The 18,015-nt window shown below is 50.4% G+C and carries 16 protein-coding genes; 7 read left to right on the top strand and 9 right to left on the bottom strand.

Annotated elements, in window-relative coordinates; all coding sequences use genetic code 11:
• Positions 1 to 75: 75 nt before the first annotated feature.
• A complete protein-coding gene (locus HCG48_RS11755) occupies positions 76 to 1,458 on the bottom strand; it encodes a pentapeptide repeat-containing protein (RefSeq protein WP_168569322.1) in 1,383 nt (460 codons plus the stop codon).
• 479 nt (positions 1,459 to 1,937) lie between these two features.
• On the opposite strand from HCG48_RS11755, the gene folK reads away from it, so the two are divergent.
• The 5 genes from folK (at position 1,938) to mutY (ending at position 6,659) form a co-directional block, all read left to right on the top strand.
• The gene (folK, locus tag HCG48_RS11760; protein WP_168569323.1) at positions 1,938 to 2,441 is read left to right on the top strand and encodes a 2-amino-4-hydroxy-6-hydroxymethyldihydropteridine diphosphokinase; all 504 of its coding nucleotides are present in this window, start codon (positions 1,938 to 1,940) and stop codon (positions 2,439 to 2,441) included.
• A gap of 72 nt (positions 2,442 to 2,513) precedes the next feature.
• Entirely contained in the window at positions 2,514 to 2,714 is a 201-nt protein-coding gene (locus HCG48_RS11765; RefSeq protein ID WP_168569324.1) for a heavy-metal-associated domain-containing protein, read from the top strand.
• A gap of 150 nt (positions 2,715 to 2,864) precedes the next feature.
• A complete protein-coding gene (locus tag HCG48_RS11770) occupies positions 2,865 to 3,428 on the top strand; it encodes an NUDIX hydrolase (RefSeq protein WP_168569325.1) in 564 nt (187 codons plus the stop codon).
• A 135-nt stretch (positions 3,429 to 3,563) separates the two neighbouring features.
• Entirely contained in the window at positions 3,564 to 5,402 is a 1,839-nt protein-coding gene (locus HCG48_RS11775; RefSeq protein WP_168569326.1) for a serine/threonine-protein kinase, read from the top strand.
• 102 nt (positions 5,403 to 5,504) lie between these two features.
• Positions 5,505 to 6,659 (top strand): A/G-specific adenine glycosylase, encoded by a 1,155-nt coding sequence (gene mutY / locus HCG48_RS11780; protein WP_320415782.1) that lies wholly within the window; start codon positions 5,505 to 5,507, stop codon positions 6,657 to 6,659.
• A gap of 84 nt (positions 6,660 to 6,743) precedes the next feature.
• On the opposite strand, the gene HCG48_RS11785 is transcribed toward mutY, so the two are convergent.
• The 8 genes from HCG48_RS11785 to HCG48_RS11820 form a co-directional block, all read right to left on the bottom strand.
• Positions 6,744 to 8,792 (bottom strand): ABC transporter ATP-binding protein, encoded by a 2,049-nt coding sequence (locus HCG48_RS11785; RefSeq protein WP_168569327.1) that lies wholly within the window; start codon positions 8,790 to 8,792, stop codon positions 6,744 to 6,746.
• Between the two features lie 260 nt (positions 8,793 to 9,052).
• Positions 9,053 to 10,264, bottom strand: a complete 1,212-nt coding sequence (locus HCG48_RS11790; RefSeq protein WP_168569328.1) for a glycosyltransferase family 4 protein — start codon at positions 10,262 to 10,264, stop codon at positions 9,053 to 9,055.
• Positions 10,265 to 10,339: 75 nt separating this feature from the next.
• The gene (locus tag HCG48_RS11795) at positions 10,340 to 11,587 is read right to left on the bottom strand and encodes a glycosyltransferase family 4 protein (RefSeq protein ID WP_168569329.1); all 1,248 of its coding nucleotides are present in this window, start codon (positions 11,585 to 11,587) and stop codon (positions 10,340 to 10,342) included.
• A 67-nt stretch (positions 11,588 to 11,654) separates the two neighbouring features.
• The gene (locus HCG48_RS11800; RefSeq protein ID WP_168569330.1) at positions 11,655 to 12,620 is read right to left on the bottom strand and encodes a hypothetical protein; all 966 of its coding nucleotides are present in this window, start codon (positions 12,618 to 12,620) and stop codon (positions 11,655 to 11,657) included.
• A gap of 40 nt (positions 12,621 to 12,660) precedes the next feature.
• Positions 12,661 to 14,211 carry an asparagine synthetase B family protein gene (locus tag HCG48_RS11805; protein WP_168569331.1) on the bottom strand — a complete coding sequence of 517 codons (1,551 nt, stop codon included), beginning with the start codon at positions 14,209 to 14,211 and terminating at the stop codon, positions 12,661 to 12,663.
• A 15-nt stretch (positions 14,212 to 14,226) separates the two neighbouring features.
• The gene (locus tag HCG48_RS11810) at positions 14,227 to 15,000 is read right to left on the bottom strand and encodes a class I SAM-dependent methyltransferase (RefSeq protein WP_168569332.1); all 774 of its coding nucleotides are present in this window, start codon (positions 14,998 to 15,000) and stop codon (positions 14,227 to 14,229) included.
• Positions 15,001 to 15,016: 16 nt separating this feature from the next.
• Positions 15,017 to 16,033 carry a UDP-glucose 4-epimerase GalE gene (galE, locus tag HCG48_RS11815; RefSeq protein ID WP_168569333.1) on the bottom strand — a complete coding sequence of 339 codons (1,017 nt, stop codon included), beginning with the start codon at positions 16,031 to 16,033 and terminating at the stop codon, positions 15,017 to 15,019.
• 170 nt (positions 16,034 to 16,203) lie between these two features.
• Positions 16,204 to 16,407 carry a hypothetical protein gene (locus HCG48_RS11820; protein ID WP_168569334.1) on the bottom strand — a complete coding sequence of 68 codons (204 nt, stop codon included), beginning with the start codon at positions 16,405 to 16,407 and terminating at the stop codon, positions 16,204 to 16,206.
• 186 nt (positions 16,408 to 16,593) lie between these two features.
• Between HCG48_RS11820 and gloB the strand changes: the two genes are divergently transcribed.
• Both gloB and rplI read left to right on the top strand, forming a co-directional pair.
• Positions 16,594 to 17,367 carry a hydroxyacylglutathione hydrolase gene (gene gloB / locus HCG48_RS11825; protein ID WP_168569335.1) on the top strand — a complete coding sequence of 258 codons (774 nt, stop codon included), beginning with the start codon at positions 16,594 to 16,596 and terminating at the stop codon, positions 17,365 to 17,367.
• A gap of 188 nt (positions 17,368 to 17,555) precedes the next feature.
• Entirely contained in the window at positions 17,556 to 18,014 is a 459-nt protein-coding gene (gene rplI / locus HCG48_RS11830) for a 50S ribosomal protein L9 (protein WP_168569336.1), read from the top strand.
• Position 18,015 lies beyond the last annotated feature (1 nt).

Below are 18,015 nucleotides of genomic sequence, written 5' to 3' on the forward strand. Positions count from 1 at the left end.
GATCGCCTTCAAAACCCCTCGACCGCTTATTCTGATTTATTTTTGCGCCAATTCCGAGACCCGACGCTCGACTCCCTAACGCCCCAACAAATTGGGAATCCCTTCACACCCGCCGGGGATCGTCTCTCGGGTTTTCGATCCCCCCCACGCACAACAATAATACCGTTGGGATTCTGACATCCGTTGAGCGTCGGTAAAATCGGCATTTTCGATCACCGCTCCCGTTCCTTCTCCAGTTTTATAGTTCGGCGGATCGGTTCGACTGCGCGGCGAAGCGGTTTCTAACTTGCCGTAGTAGAAACGAGTGCCTTTAAAATCAGCTCCCGATAAATTGGCTTCGTATAAAATCGCGCGTGAGAGATTGGCTTTGACCAGATCGCTGTAGCTGAGGTTGGCGCGCACTAAGTTGGCTTCGCTTAATTCAGTCCAGCGCAAATCGGTTCCCGACAGATTAGCCCCTGCGAGCATAATTCCCAGGTCTACGACGCGTACTCCCCGGGCGCGATCTTCCGCATAACCCCCCGAACCGTCGAGAATGGGGCGTCCGAGATGGCTATCCCGTCGTAGAGGGGCGAGTAGCTTGGATTGAGATAAAAAACGGATAACTTTGGCTTTTCCTTCCGAGTCTACACTACTGAGGATCGCGGCGGTGCGTCCTTCGGCGATCGCCCGTTCTTGGGGCCAGTCTTCGAGCAATCCTTCCTCATTTAACGCCAGTTCGGAAACGCCTTGGAAGTAAGCGTCAATGGTTTGTTGTTGGGTAATCCGGTTTTGCTGGATGGTCAGTTCTTTGGAGATCACGTATTGTCTCCAAGCGACATAGACCGCGAGAATGGCGATTAAAATTTGACCCAAGGCGCCGACCACTTCGCCGACGGCGCCGATCGCATCCCAGTTAATCTGAATATTGCGGCTTCCCGGCTGTTGGTTGGCGCCACTGAGCATCAACAAGCCGATCACGCCGACGAGGAGTCCCAAGGCGGCGACCACCACAGCGCGCCACTGTTGGGGAACCAGTTGTAACCAAATGTGACGCCAATTCGGCCAAATTACTTGCAGGGAAAACAGCAGGGTGCCTGCGGCGCCGCCGAAGCCGACCCAAACATTATCGATCGCCAACCCTAAAATCATCGTGGCGATCGAGCCTAAAATCAGAATGGCCGGGTTGATGGTGTGGGATGGCGTGGTGAGTTCTAAATCTTTGAGGTTGCTATTGTGTCCGTTTTCGGTGGATAAGGTCGCCTTAGCGTCGCGTTCCATCAGCGAGATCGAAGGGGATGACGGTGAAATGGGCCGAGTGGAGGTGGAGGATCGAGTTTCTGCTACGGTTTGGGGAGTTTGGGCGATCGCGCGGCGATCGCTCTGGGAACCGTTCGCCTCAGTGGTTTCTTCAGGGCTGTTGTCGGGGTCGAACTCCGATTGAAGGTCGGGACGATGAGAATTTTGCTCGGATGTCATATGTTTTTATTTGCAAAGGCTGGGCAAAGCTCCGATAAATGCATTTGCCCCATCGGTCGGCCATCAGTACGAACAGTACGATTGTACCCAAACTGGTTTGGGAATTTTAGATTTTAGAGTAGGGGTTGGGTTTCTAAACCGCTACAAAGCACCGTAGACTGTCGAGAGCGTTGGGGTAACCCGATGGCGGCTATCGGTCGTTGGATGCTCCGGCGATCGCCTCCTCTCCAACAGGGTTCTTAATGTTTATTTTATAAACAGTCTCTGAGATTTTAGTTTTACTTGCAAAAAAAGACTGTTATAATTTTCCTTCGATTTCCTAGAATCGCGTTTGTATGGGGAGAGTTAACAGGGTTTTAAGATGCAAGTTTTATGAAAAATTGGGGCGATCGCGGGGCATCTCCCCAGGAGAATCGCGCGATCGCCTCCGTCGCGGTCAAAAAATGCAGATATTTTAAAAAATAATTCAACAACAAGTCATGGATAGTGATTGGATCGACTGCGCGATCGCCCTCGGGAGCAACCTCGGCGACTGCCGCCACACCCTCGAAAGCGCCTTGAAAACTTTAGCCGAAACTCCCGGAATAAAAGAGGTAAAGCCCTCCAGTTGGTATCGCACTGCTCCCGTCGGACCGCCCCAACCGGATTATCTCAACGGCTGCGCCACCTGCCAGGTGCAACTGGAACCCGAAGCACTTTTAGACCGACTTTTAGCGATAGAAACACAATATGGAAGGACGCGCGGCGAACGATGGGGACCGCGAACCTTGGATTTGGACTTATTGCTATTTGGCGATCGCATTTCCCAATCGGATCGCTTGCAAATCCCCCATCCTCGCCTGAGAGAACGGGCCTTCGTTCTCGTTCCCCTCGCCGAAATTGCCCCAGATTGGCTCGATCCGGTCTCCGGAAAGGCGATCGCCGAGCTCGCACAAGCACTAGATCGCGGGGGAATCGAAAAAATCAAAAATTCTGTCCTCTGAGAGATCCCAAAACCCGCGATCGCCGGGCAGAATAAACCTAATATCAATTAGAGTATCGAGGATTGTCTCAGAATGACTATTAATTTAAAAGTTCCTTCAATGGTTTGTGACGGTTGTGCCGAAACCGTCACCAAAGCTGTCAAAACCGTCGATGGTCAAGCCCGAGTCAACATCGATCTCGATAGTAAACTCGTGGCGATCGAATCTGCCGCCTCACCGGAATCGTTCGAGCAAGCCATCACCGCCGTCGGTCACGACGTCGATGAAGCTTGAGCAATTGTAGATTTTGGAGTTTAGATTTTAGAGTAGGGGAGTTCAGAATCGGGAGTCGGGTATCGGACCCGTTCCTGATTTTCTGCCGGAAACATACAGGTTCCCCTGCAACTCCTGACCTGCACGTTCACGTAACCTTACCTAAATCCTATGACCTTTGGCCACGAACCTCCCGAACTCATCCGCCATCGTTTTTCTTACTCCGGGCGGAAGTTCGGTTTTGATGTCAATACCCTGCGATTGCCCAATGGGGCTGAAGGCGATTGGGAATGCATCCGCCATCCGGGGGGTGCATTATGCGTTCCACTGACTCCAGAAGGAGAATTAGTTTTAGTGCGACAATATCGCTTTGCCGTACAAGGGCGAATTTTAGAATTTCCGGCGGGAACGGTAGAACACAGCGAAAATCCCGAACAGACTATCAAGCGAGAAATTGAAGAAGAAACGGGCTATCGAGGGCACACATGGCAGAAATTAGGCCAATTTTTCCTCGCTCCCGGTTATTCTGACGAAATTATCTATGCTTTTCTGGCGAAAGATTTAGAAAAGTTACCTACTCCCCCGCAACAAGACGAGGATGAGGATATCGAAACGGTATTGATGACGCCGAGAGAACTCGAAGCGGCGATTTTAAATGGGGAACAGGTAGACGCAAAATCGATTTCGAGTTATATGCTGGCGCGTCCGTTTTTGAACTTTAACGCTTACCGATAACGTAGCCCTCAAAGGGCTTAGGCTGGGTAGGGGCGTTTCGCGAAACGCCCCTACGAAAGGAGAGGCACGAAGCCCCCGTCTCTTTAGAGCGGGGTGCTGACCATAATAAAAGGTGTGGCCTTCTTGTCTGCCTTCATGACTTATTGTATCAATCCCAATTGTCCGGAACCCCACAATCCCGATGAGGCGTTATTCTGTCGAACTTGCGGGTTTGACTTGCATTTGCAAGGGCGTTATCGGGTGGTGGGAGGCTTGAAAACTGGGGGATTCAGCCATACTTACGAGGCGGTCGATCGCGCGACGCCGAAAGTGTTGAAAGTTTTAGATTTAGCCAATTTTGGCAGGAAGGGCGATCGCGAGAAGGCGTTGCGGTTGTTCGACCAAGAAGGACGGGTGTTGTCGGAACTGAACCATCCGGGGATTCCCAAAGTGGATGCGACGGGACATTTTACGGTAACTCTGCCCGATGGTGAGGGGGTGTTGCATTGCTTGGTGATGCAAAAGATGGCGGGGTTGAATTTAGAAGATTGGGTGGCGGATCGCGGTTGCGGGATCGACGAAGGACGGGCGATCGCCTGGTTGTGGCAACTGATCGACATTCTCGATGCGGTACACCGCCAGCATTTTTTCCACCGGGATATCAAGCCGAGTAATATCATGCTGCAGCCGAGTGGCAATTTGGCGTTGATCGATTTTGGCAGCGTGCGCTCGATTACCCGGACGTATTTAGCGAATATCGGCCACGGGTTGGCGGGGACGGCGATCGTCTCGAAGGGTTACGCCCCGCCGGAACAGGAAAACGGTTGGGCGGTGGAACAGTCGGACTTTTTTGCGTTAGGGCGCACGTTTGTTTACTTGCTCACCGCAGAACATCCGTTGACGTTTTACGATGCTTATACGGACGAGTTGCGCTGGCGATCGCGCGCGCCCCAGATCGGGGACGATCTCGCCGATCTCGTCGATCGCCTGATGGCGCATTTACCGCAACAGCGCCCGCCTTCGACGGCGGCGATCGCCCGGGAATTGGCGGAGATCTCCTCCCCCGGACTCACACGAGGGACGACGCTGCAACCGACTCCCTCGCCACAGATCGAGCTCGTTGGCACCTTAAAAGGGCATCGAGATGCGGTCTGGTCCGTGGCGATCGGGCCGCGATCTCGCTTCCTGGTCAGCGCCAGTTGGGATTGCACGATCCAGGTCTGGAATCTCGCTACCGGGCAACGGTTGCGAACCCTCGCGGGACATCAGGATGCGGTGTGGGCGATCGCCTTGAGCGCCGATGGTAACACCCTTGTCAGTACCAGTTCCGATCGCACGGTCAAAATTTGGCACCTGCCCTCGGGTCAACTCCTGCGAACTTTGCACGGTCACCGTCACTGGGTCACCTGTGTGGCCCTGTCTCCCGACGGAGCAACGATCGCCAGTGGCAGTTCCGATAAAACGGTGAAAATTTGGCACCTCCCCACCGGGAAACTGCTGCATACTCTCCAAGCGCACACCTACGCCGTCACCTGTGTGGCGATCGCCCCGGACGGTCACACCCTCGCCAGTGGTAGTGGCGACAAAACGATTAAATTCTGGGATTTACGAACCGGACAACTCCAACGAACCCTACTGGCCCATTCCGCCTCGGTGACCTGTCTGTGTTTTTCGCCGGACGGTCGAACCCTCGCCAGTGGGACGGTCAACAAAACCTTAAAACTGTGGGACGTGACCACGGGACAACGGTTACATCTGCTCGTCGGTCATTCGGATAAAATTTGGGCGGTGGCGATCGCCCCGGACGGCCAAACCCTAATCGGCGCCAGTCGCGATCGCACGATCGAATGCTGGGATTTAAGCAACGGCAGCCTCAAAGCTATCCTTAACGAACATTCCGGTTCGGTCAACGCCGTGGCCATTTCCGAAGATGGTCAACTGCTCGCCAGTGGTAGCAATGATTGTACGATTAAAATTTGGTCGCTGGGTGGTTGAGTCGCGCCCTTCCCGCGATCCGTGCCATGTGTCTCAATGGGGCGCTCTCAATGTCGCTCTCTCAATGTCGCTCTCTCAATGTCGCTCTCTCAATTGTGCTAAATGTCTCCCATGTCTTCCGATCGCCCTCTGGCTGCCGAACCCAACCGCAATTCGATCGCCCCGGGCGAGATCTTCTCCGATCCCGTCCTGATGCAGTTGCGGCGATCGCTACTGGGGTGGTACGGCTCGCGCGGTCGGGATTTACCCTGGAGACAGACCCGCGATCCTTACAAAATCTGGGTTTCCGAGATTGCCCTGCAACAAACCCAAGTCAAAACCGTCATCCCGTACTACCATCGCTTTCTCGATCGCTTCCCGACGATCGCCGATCTGGCGGCTGCGGACTTGCAAGACGTTCTCAAAGCATGGCAGGGTTTGGGTTACTACGCCCGGGCGCGCAACCTCCATCGGGCCGCGCAGGCGATCGTCCGCGATTTCGGCGGCGTCTTTCCCCGCGAATTCGACTGTGCGATCCAACTCCCCGGGATCGGACGCACCACCGCAGGGGGCATCCTCAGTGCTGCTTTTAACGCTCCCGTACCGATTCTCGATGGCAACGTCAAGCGGATTTTAGCGCGACTCACCGCCCTCGAAGTCCCGGTCAAACAAGCTGAAAAGTCCTTGTGGGCGTTATCCGATCGCCTCCTCGACCGCCGTAATCCCCGAGATTTCAATCAAGCGCTGATGGATTTAGGGGCGACGGTGTGCACCCCGAAAAATCCCACCTGTTTGCTCTGTCCGTGGAGCGATCGGTGTCAAACTCGTCAGTACAACTTACAGTCACAAATACCCATGCGAGAAACTTCTGCACCCATTCCCCACAAAACTATCGGTGTCGCCGTCATTTGGAACGATCGCGGCGAACTGCTGATCGACCGCCGCCCCCCGGAAGGATTATTAGGCGGCTTGTGGGAGTTTCCCGGCGGCAAAATCGAGCCGGGAGAATCGATGGAAGAGTGCATCGCCCGCGAAATTCGCGAAGAACTCGGCATCGAAATCGCGGTGGGCGATCGCCTGATCGAAATCGAACACGCTTACACCCATTTTCGCGTCACTTTGACAGTCCATCACTGCCGTCATTTGAGTGGGGAACCCCAGGCGATCGAATGCGACGAAATTCGCTGGGTCGATGTAGACGAACTCGATAACTTCCCCTTCCCCAAAGCCAATGTCAAAATTATCGAGGCATTGCGCGACAGTGATTTTCGCGGATAGTCCGTAGCGCCAGCCACTTGAGCGCTTCCCCCGGAGATCGAACGGCGATCGCCCTCAGTCTAAACTCTAAACTCTAAACTCTCATCACAACTTTTCCGCCTCTAAATCTGCAGAAGTGATGCGAATTTGATTGCGGGCATTATTTTCCAAAAATTCCAGGGTATGGAGGAGGCGCAAAGCGGATTCGTAAGATTCGAGAATCAGTTCGTTGCGTTCGTCGGAAGAATCGACGATGTCATCGACGAGTAAACGTAAAAAGCCGATCATCGGATTGAGGCGGGTTCGGATTTCGTAAGAGGTACCGATTAGGGTTTCGTTGCGCGCTTGTTTGATCAAGTCGCGGGTATCTTCCGAGAACTGCATCGCGTAGAGATTGGTGTAGTAACCGCCTTTTTCGAGCAGTTCGTGATGGGTTCCCGTTTCGACAACGCGCCCTTTGTCCATAACGGCGATACAGTCGGCATTTTGGACGGTAGAGAGGCGGTGGGCGATCACTAAGGTGGTGCGATCGCGCCGCAAGGTTTCTAATGCTTGTTGGACCAGATGTTCGGAGACCGTATCGAGGGCGCTGGTAGCTTCGTCGAGAATCAAAATTTCTGGATTGCTTAATAAAGCCCGGGCGATCGCGATACGCTGGCGTTGTCCCCCGGATAGCATGATCCCGCGATCGCCGAGAATCGTGTCGAACCCTTTGGGCAGATCGACAATAAACTCGTAAGCATTGGCACGTTTGGCGGCTTCGACAATCTCTTCATCGGTGGCGTCCGGACGGGCGTAGGCGATATTCTTGCGGACCGAGTCATTGAACAAAAAAGTATCCTGACTCACGATTCCCATGGCCCGCCGCAGCGATCGCATGTCAAATTCTCGGATATCCTTACCGTCAATCGTAATGCACCCTTCCGTCGGGTCGTAAAATCGCGGCAGCAAATCCGCCAAGGTCGATTTCCCTGCCCCCGACCCGCCGACTAACGCTAAGGTACTGCCTTTGGGCAACCACAAGTTGATGTCTTTGAGAACGACTTCCGTATGTCCGGGATAGGAAAACCAAATCCCATTGAAGCCAATCCCTTCTTTAAAGCCCCGATACGGTAAGGATCCGTTTTCGAGTAAGAGTTTATCGTCCCGACGCAGGAAGTTGTTGACTAAAATCGTACTCGGCACGAAGTTGGCAAATTCACTGCGGCTGTTGTTGAGTTGGCCGAGAACGGGAAGCAATTTATATAAAAATAACAAATAAGGTAATAAATTCGCCGAAAGTGCATTAATTTGTTCCGAGAAGAACGCGCGACCTAATAACACGATCGCGAACAACCCGAGCAACCCGGTCATTTCATTAATGGGATTGATCAGGGCGAAGTTAATCTGAGAGTCCATCTCAGCTTTTTCTCGTTCTTCGATCGCCTGTTTCAGTTTTAAATATTCGTATTCTTCGTTACTCGTCGATTTAACCAGACGAATGCCATTTAACGCTTCTAAAAAAGAGCCGGAATAAACCCGAGATTTATCGGAAAGAATTTGACCGTATTTTTTAGAACGCTTGACAAAATATTGGCTGACTAGGGGGAGGCAAACTAAAACTAATGTGGAGGCTAAAGTGAGTTGCCAAGAAATCGAAATTAAAAAGGCCAAATAAATCAAAATTGTAATCATTTGAGTCGTCATTCGGATCCCGGTCCGAATGGCGTTGGCCGTGCGGTTGATTTCTTGATTGATGCAGTTAATAATATCGCCAATTTTAGTTTTAGAATAATAATCGAGTTCTAAGTCTAAAACCAATTTAATTCCGGAAAGGCGAATGTTTTTCACCACCGATCGCGAGAGGTAACCGCCAAATACCGTACTGGCGATCGAGGTAATATTCTTGAGCAAAATGGCCAGCAAAATAGCCGCCGTCATGACCGCCAATTGATACTGTTCCGGAATGCCAGTAAAGACGGAGCTGACCGCTTTCACCACCGCCGGACTTTGCTGGAGCATCAAATCTTGTCCCAGAAACACTAACAGTACTGGGACGATTAACGTGGTACTGACCCCATTAAATAATGCTCCTGCCCAACCGAGTAAGACGGTCACAGCCAGTAAAAATGGGCGCTGAAAAGCATATTGCAGGAGAAGTTTATTAGGAGACATTCAAAATTTCCTGCGTTACTAATTTATGCACGAGTTTGAGAGGGAAGCATGAAACGATCGCGCGATCGTTTCATTTCTCTTCCTTTTCGAGGTTAAAATAGCTCGAACCATAATGATAACATTATAGTTTTTTGGATTTAAACCGTAGGACTCCCATTCCGCTTGTCGATTTAAGCACGCCATCACCGCGATCGCTCCATCAGATGATCTCAAAAATTAGTCAGCTCCACTCTCATTTAAATAGCACCGCGACCGCAGTCTTAAAGAAGTCTTTCCAGTTCGGAAAACAGATTTAAAAGAATGTTAGACATGGCCTCAAAACTGTAAAATTTAACGCATCTTTCTCGCGATCGCCCGGCTCGGTTGGCGGCGGCGCCGAAATCTTCAAAAATGGTTTCGATCGCCCGGGCCAACTGTTGGGGAGCGTGGGGATCGACGAGATATCCAGTGTCTCCTAAAATCTCCGGGATGTCTCCCACCCGCGTCGCGAGAACGGGTTTGGCCATTGCCATGCCATCGGTTAATTTTAAAGGAAATTGGGCTTTGGCTGCCGGGGTATCCCGTTGGGGAACCACGATGACATCGGCGGCGGCAATCACTGCGGGCATCTGTTGGGGTTCGACCGTGGGCAACTGCACGATCCAATGACCCCAACGGCTTTTGAGACGCTCGTCGTAATCGTCGTAAGGGCTGCCCCCGACAATCGCCAAGCGATAATCGGGATCTTGCAACAGATCGAGGGCTTCGAGCACATCTTCGACGCCTTTATAAGCGCGGGGCGCCCCGGGAAACATTAACACCCGATAGTCACTCAAGCCGTAACGCGATCGCGCCGCCTCGCGATCGTATAAACTCGGATCGAAAAGATGCACGTCTTTACCGTTGGGAAGGTAGCAACCGCCAAAACGCTGCTGTAAAAAGGTGGTATGGGTCGTGACGCGATCGGCTCGCGAGACCCAACGTTCCATCCATTTTAAATAGAGGGCATAATCTGGATTTCTCAACGAGCCGTTCGGTTTCAACAAGTCGCGCCCGAATTGTTTGAGATCCGGTGGGCGATACTGCCACCGATCTCCCCCATGCCAACTGAGTTCCCAATCGTCGATATCGAGCAGTAAGGGGCGTTTGGTCAGAAATTTTTTCAAAATTCCCAACCCAAAACTACTCGGTTTTGGCTTATAAGCATAGATAATATCCCCGTCGAGGCGATCGAGCAATTGGCGCGCCCCGTTGACGAATCGCGGGTAGTTCGCCCCGGGGATATAAACGATGGGAATGCCTAAATTCGGCTCGAATGGCGGTTTTTCACCAAATAAAAAGCCGACGATTTCGACCTCGTAATCGAGCTTTTGCAGCACCCGGGCGAGTAGAAACGGACGGACTGCGCCACCCCAACGCCCGGCCCCTCGCACGGAAAGGTCGCTGACGACAATGGAAACTTTTTTGGGTTTGGGCGGATTCGCTAAATTCACGATCGGCTCGCGACAAGGGTGTTGAGTTTAACGATAACAATTGAGAGGAGGGGGCAGCACGACGATCGCGCGCCCTCACATGCGATCGTTGACGATGCGTCGGCGTAACAAAAACGGAACCGTTTGCCAGACTTGGCTGGGGAGCGATCGCCCCGGGTGTTCCTCGCGCACCCGTGCCATTAATGTTTGTAGTTTAACCGCACAGCGCGACCAATCAAATTCGGCGATCGCCCGTTCCCGCCCGAATTCGCCCATTTGCTCGCGCAACGGTCGATTTTCGAGCAAGCGAACGATCGCGGCGGCGATCGCTTCCGGGTCTTGCGGATCGACCAAATACCCCGTTTTCCCGTCTACCACCGCATCGGGCACGCCCCCACTGCGACCCGCCACCACGGGCAACCCGCAGATATTGGCTTCCAGATAGACGATCCCGAACCCTTCCACTTCGTGAGATCCTTGGGGCTGACGGCTGACCATCGCGAACACCGTTCCCAGATGGTACGCCGCCTGGAGATCCGCGTCGGACATCGCCCCCGTAAACCGCACGGATTGCCCTAAATTCAGCTCCTCCACCTGCCTTTCGAGGCGATCGCGGTCGGGACCGTCTCCGACGACGAGATAGACCGTCTCGGGGAATTTAGCCAGCACTCGCGGCAGGGCGGCGATCGTGCGATCGATCCCCTTGCGTTCCAACAGGCGACCGACACTTAAAATCACCGGGCGATTTTCCAGGTCGTAGCGCGCGCGCAAAGCTTGCAAATACCCCCCCTCCGGGACGTTCCGCCACTGGCGCACGTCGATTCCCGGCGTAATTCGCACCACCTTTTCCGGCGCCACCCCGCACGCTTTGACCAATTCTCCCGTGTAATTGCTGTTAGAAACAACCCGCGCCGCTTGGGAAAAAACCAGATTCATCAACAAGTTTTTTTCCGAATCCCGTTGGTTTTCTAAAACCTCTTTTCCGTGGGTGTAAACGATGTAAGGAATCCCTAATGTTTGCCACAATAACCACCCCGTCATCCCGTCGGGAAGCACTACGCCACAATGAACGCAATCGAGGGGCGATTTAACGTGAATTTCTGCTAAAATTTTCCACCATTTCCATCGTCCCGGACGCCCCCACTTAAACCACTTTTGACTTAAGTCTGGAATCCGCAAAATTGGCAGGGGGTAGGCGCGATCGAACTCCTGCCAATTCCCCGTTAAATCTGGCGTGGCGATCTTTACATTTTCCCCTTCCAGATGGGTAAATAAAGCATGATAGTAATTTTCTCGTCCGCCAATCCGGGGTAAAAAAGTGTCCGTAACTAAAAGTGAATTCACAATTGAAATAACTTAGAACTTATTCGATGTTTTTACTCCATTCAAAAAAAATATTCTAAAACAACGCTTAAACCTCCTCGAAATCTAAAGTTTTTACAATTTCCCATTGTTCTTGCTGGCTGTATCTCTGCACGCGGATGTAACTGGGATAATACGCCTCTTTTACCGTCACTGCAGCCAACTTATCCGCCGCCACATCCTCGCGCACGAAAAACGCATTCACCCCATAAGAATCGCAACCCACCAACCTGTAACCTTTCAGTTTAGCTAATTGAGTAAATGCGGCGAGAGAGGCCCCGTGATAGAACCCAGTCGGATGTTTTTCAAAGCGATCGAAAACGGGTTCATATTTCACCGTTAACGCTGCTTCGTCGCCGAGAGAAGCATTGTACTCCACAACCACCACGCGCGGCGAAATCACAGAAATCGCTTTCCAAACCCAATAATCGTTACTATCAATATCGATAGAAAGCAGATCGATCTCGCCTTCTATCTGATTATTCACCAGTTTTTCGTTAATATTCTCCGCCGTTACTAAACAGCGATCGAGCTTCACCCGATTCGCCTGTTGACCGAGCATATTTTGATAGTATTTTTTGGCCGCATTAAAAAAGTTTTCGTCCGCTTCCATGAGCAATCCTTCCCAGCCAAAGTTGAGAGAAAGATTGGCACTATTGCATTCGCGACCATCTTGGATACCAAATTCGACAAAGCGGCGATTTGTGGTTCCAATTTTAGAAAAGATGTAGAGTAAGATTCCATCTTCTCCATATTGGGAATAGAGTTTAAATTCTCTAGCATTTAACTCATTTTTCGGCGATCGCCTCTCCTGCAGTTCGGGATATTTTTCTGATAAAATCAGCGTCGATAAATTTTTAACTCGCCTTTCGCTTTCTTCCAAAAGGCGAATTGTTTCATTCAGTTTTTGTTTTGTTTTCGCCAGTTGACCCGGGAGGCTGAGATATTCTTGAATCTCTGTATTCCAGGCTTTAGGAATTAAGGCTTTAACGAAGGACTTAAAGGAATTACTCATCAGTTTAGTTAAATTTAATGTAAGTTTTGAAAAGTACTCATTATTTACAAAGTTGATTTTGCTTGAGTAAATCTTTCCAAAATATAGTAGAAACCAAAAAGGCGATCGCCGGAGTACGATTTTGCTGTTTTTGATGTTCTTCTACGATCGCATCCACTATTTTAGAATCAATAATATCGGATAACATCTGCGCGCGATCGCGCACGAAATCGGCGATCGTTGGAGTAGCAAACCATTCGGCATAATTTGCATAAGGAATCACCGGATATTGATGATTTCGCTTCCAATAAAATAGCGGTGGTTTGGCCGACATTTTTAAGCTTTTTCCTTCTTCTGGAAAAGCTAAAAGTTGAGCGCAATTTTTTTGAATAGCAAATCGATGCCAGTGGGAACCTAATTTCCAAATTCGGCTTAAATGCCAAATCGTATTCACCCAATTCTGGCTTAAAAAAGGCGCCCGCCAGCCGATATTGGCACCGTAGAGGGTCAAGCCATTTCCCATAAAGTTTTTCACTCGTTGTTCGAGATAGAATCGGTCTAAACCGGGTAAGAATTGATGGTAACTTAAATCGATTAAGTGCTGCACGCGATCGCGCCGTCCCGTCTCGTCCAATTGTTGCCCTAACTCTGGGGTTAAATGATGCAGTTCTTCCGGTTGAAACACCTGTTTTAAATACCCTTGCCAAAGTTTCGCCAAACTTGCCTCGGGTTTTTTCCATTGTTTCTCGATTGCTTCCCAACCGCGATCGTAGAAAAAGGTGCGGGCAAATTCCCCGTTTGTCCCGACAAAAAAGCTAGAATTGGGGTTTAATTGAGCTTGTTTGACATATAAATAAGTATGCCAATGGCGCGCTGTTTTAGTTCCGTTTGTTAAGCGGACGATTTGGGAACCGTAGGTTAAATAATCTTCGAGGTTGAGTTGAGAAACGGCTAATTTTAAGTTAAATTTTTTGGCAATTTGTCGAGAAATGATAACATCGGTGCTTCGATCGAATCCCATGGTGAGCAAATCGGGTTTGCACCCTTGTCGTAGAAAGCTGCTGAGAATTAAACGCGAGTCAAATCCGCCGGACATGGACACGACAGGCTGAGTATTCGTCCAGCATTGAATTTCTCGATTGAAGTCATCGAGTGCAGTGTCGGGGTCGGTGTAAATTTGGGGGTGAATTTCGTCCCAAGTTAGGGTTTTTTGGTTTAACTGACCGTTTTTAAAATGCAGGATGGTTCCCGGGGGGACGCGGTGAATGTCCGGGTGCAAACTTTCGTTTTCTAAAAGATGTTCTAATCCGAGTAAGTTTCCTAATGCTTCCCAATTCCACGACCAAGATAAGCCACTTTTTTGTAAGACGCCGAAAACGGTTTCGTCGTGGAAAATTTGGCCGTTTTTAACGGTGTAATAGTATTGACAAACGCCGTAAATTGAGGTAATTAAATAAGTTTCTGAAGGGTGGACGATCGCGATCGCGTAATTTCCACCGAGACGAGGGAAGTTTTCCACCCCATCTTGTAAAAATTTCTGTAAGAGGCGATCGCGGTTTAAGGAACAATATCCAATAATATTAAGCTGATAATTTTGAGTCTCATCCAGCATCAGTTTAAGTCCTATTTATTGGTGTTCGTCCGCCTTCGATCGCCCGCTATTGCTGGGATTGACCCCAACGGCAATTAAGTTTTTGCCACGAACGACATCGACCTCAAAATGCATCACTTCTTTTAAGAAGATGTGAAAGGCATTCCATAATAGGCGATCGTAAAACCATTGTTTTAAGCGTCGTTGATGTAGAGAAAATTCGCCTTTGATTTCTAAAATTTCATATCCGGTGACTTGCAAAACTTGACGCAAGCTATCTTTAGTTAAGGGGAGTTCGTGGGTAAAATCTCCAAAAAAGGTGCGAATATTAAAGGGATTACTCATGTTAGGAACGCGCACGATCGCCCGACCTCCGGGAACGAGGCGATCGCGAACTAAAGACAAGGTTTCGAGGGCTTCGGACTTACTCAAATGTTCGAGAACGTCACTCATGACGACGATATCGAAGAGTTCGTCGCACTGGTGTAAGTAACTCAAAACATCGGTACATTCGACTTGAGTAAAGCCGCGATCGTGGCAAAACTGCACTAATTCTGGGGAGAGATCGATCGCGTACAATTCATGATATCCCAACTGCTGACAGCACCGTAAAAAAGCACCGGGTCCGCAACCAATTTCAAAGATTTTTGCATTTTTATGCTCCGGTAAATAAGGACCGAAATAACGGGCATATTGGTCGGCTTTATATTGCAGTAATTTATCGTTTAAATTACTGCCCGGATCGTAGGTGGTGGTCAGATATCGTTCGTAAAGTTGGGAACGATAGGACAGTTGGGAATTGTCGGACATGGTTTATTCTCCGAATTCACTCTCCGGCGATCGCGCTACCGTGGCGTTTTTGGTGCCACTGCCACGCATGACTTATGATAGCTTCGAGATCGGGATATTGGGGAGTCCAGCCGAGAATTTTGGCGGCTTTTTCGCAACTTCCGACTAAACTGGGCGGATCTCCGGGGCGGCGATCGCCGATTTGGGTGGGTATTTTTTGCCCCGTCACTTTTTCGGCTGTTTCGATGACTTGTTTGACTGAAAAACCGCCGCCACTGCCTAAGTTAAAAAAGTCACTTTTCCCACCTTTTAATAAGTATTCTAAGCCTAAAACATGGGCGGAAGCTAAATCGTTGACGTGGATGTAGTCGCGGATGCAAGTTCCGTCTGCAGTGGGATAATCGGTGCCGTAAATGGCGATCGATTGGCGCATTCCTAACAGGGTTTGCAAGACCAGGGGAATTAAATGAGTTTCCGGGTCGTGATCTTCGCCGAGTAACCCGGTCGGATCGGCTCCGGCTGCGTTAAAATAGCGGAAACTCACGGATTTAAAATCGTAAGCGCGATCGAAATCAACTAACATCCGTTCGACCATTAGTTTGGTCATTCCGTAAGGATTGATCGGGTTTTGTGGGTGGTCTTCCGTCAATGGTAATTGTTGGGGAATGCCGTAAGTCGCGCAAGTCGAAGAAAAGACAAATGTTTTGACTCCAGCCGCTAACATGGCTTCGAGTAAAGTCAGGGTTCCGATAACATTATTGCTGTAATATTTCGCCGGATCGGTGACGGATTCGCCGACATAAGCATAAGCGGCAAAATGCATGACGGCGGCGATCGCGTGGGTTTGAAAAAGGCGATCGAGTAAGGGACGATCGCGGGTATCTCCCATCACTAATTCGACATCGAGAATGGTTTCGACGAGTTCTCGATGTCCGTACACTAAATTATCGAGAATGACGACGCGATATCCCGCCCGTTTTAAGGCAAGAACGGCATGAGAACCGATATATCCTGCTCCGCCTGTTACGAGAATTGTGGAGTTAACCTCACTCACGGTTGAGTCCTTTTTTACGGTTTTCTAAACGCTGGTAGAAATTTTCGCAGTAAAACGCAAAAATCGGGACGATCGCATTAATTTGTTACGAAAAAAAAGAGCAGATTTCTGGCAATCGCCCGCGATCGTCCGATCTCGTCGATCGCCTCGCCGGAGATCGAACCGGGGTTTTACTCGTAAACAACTTTAATTTTTCCGTATTGGAGAGCTTCAAAAATTCGATTAATTTGACGGCGATCTTCGTCGGTGAGGGATTTGCCGTCGAGCATAGCACGAGTAATTTGTAGGTGTTCTTGAGGGGTGATCCGATTGGATTCTAAAATCGCTTCGGTCATGCGATCGATGGGAGGAATCTGCGGTTTACTTTGAGCCATTTGAGATCGATGTTCGGAAATGATTTAAAATAGGGAAAATGCCAGTTTTTGCCCGAATCTTTTCTTATTTTATGACCGATCGCCCGTGGAACTGGTAAATTTTTAGCGGCAAAATTGTAAAGAGTTGATAAATTTTAACCGACCGGGCGGCGATCGCCCCTTTCGTAAGCTTTCCTCTTTCTTCTAATGAAAATCTACAGACTTCCGGCCTTTTCCGATAACTATATCTTTTTAATTCACGATTCCCAACGACAAATCGCGGCAACGATCGATCCCGGAGATGCGGGTCCGGTGTTGCAGCAACTCGATCGCCTCGGCGCCCGACTGGTGGCGATTTTCAACACCCACCACCATTTCGACCACGTGGGGGGCAATACCATGTTGACCGAAGCTTTTCCCGAGTGCGTCGTCTATGGCGGCGATCGCGATCGCGGTCGAATCCCCGGTCAGCAGGTCTTTTTAAGCGAAGGCGACCGCGTGGAATTCGGCGATCGCACTGCCGAAATTCTCTTCGTTCCCGGACATACCCTCGCCCATATCGCCTACTATTTTCCCCCGGTCGCGGGAGAAGACGCCGGGAATCTCTTTTGCGGGGATACCTTATTCGCGGGGGGTTGCGGCAGACTTTTTGAAGGAACCCCCGCCCAAATGCTCGATTCGTTGAGTAAATTGCGCCAACTCCCCGAATCTACCCAAATCTGGTGCGCTCACGAGTATACGTTGAAAAATTTGCGATTTGCCCTAACTGTCGATGGCGACAACCCGCACTTACAACGACGCTTTGAAGCGGTCAAAATTGCCCGCGATCGCGATCGACCCACCATTCCGACCTCGTTAGACGTGGAAAAACGGACCAATCCCTTCTTACGCTGGGACGATCCCGCCGTGCAGAACGCCGTCCGCACCAGCGATCCCGCGACCACCTTCGCCCGCTTGCGCGAACGCAAAGACCACTTTTGAGATTTGACGGGGTTGAGTGTCCTCTCGACGGACAGGCGATCGCCTAACTTGCGATCGCGCTCCAACTCAACCTAAAATAAAGAGTTCTGGCACGTAACCACCGACCGATCGCGACTCCTTGAGAAACAAAGGCGTCCGACCCAAGATCCGGTTGCAATTAGCTCGCGCATAAGACAGTAACGACAATCATGGCTAAACGAGTTCAGTTAGTTTTAAATCAAGACGTGAAAAAGCTGGGGAAATCCGGCGACCTCGTCGAAGTTGCTCCCGGTTACGCTCGTAACTATTTAATCCCCAAAGGATTTGCGGTGCGCACGACCCCCGGCATTTTGCGCCAAGTCGAACGCCGCAAAGAAAAAGAGCGTCAGCGCTTAATCGAAGAAAAGCAACAAGCCGAAGCTCGCAAAACGGCCCTCGAAACCATCGGTCGCTTTACGATTTCCAAACAGGTCGGGGAAGGCGATGCCATTTTTGGAACCGTCACCGATCGCGAAGTCGCCGATGCGATCCAAGCGGTCGCCAATCAAGAAATCGATCGCCGTGGCATTACCCTTCCGAGTATCAGCAAGACGGGTTTCTACAAAGCCGAAGTCAAACTGCATCCGGAAGTGACCGCAGAAATCGAAATTCAAGTCGTCCCCCAATAAA

The sequence above is a fragment of the Oxynema aestuarii AP17 genome (assembly GCF_012295525.1).
GTDB lineage: Bacteria > Cyanobacteriota > Cyanobacteriia > Cyanobacteriales > Laspinemataceae > Oxynema > Oxynema aestuarii.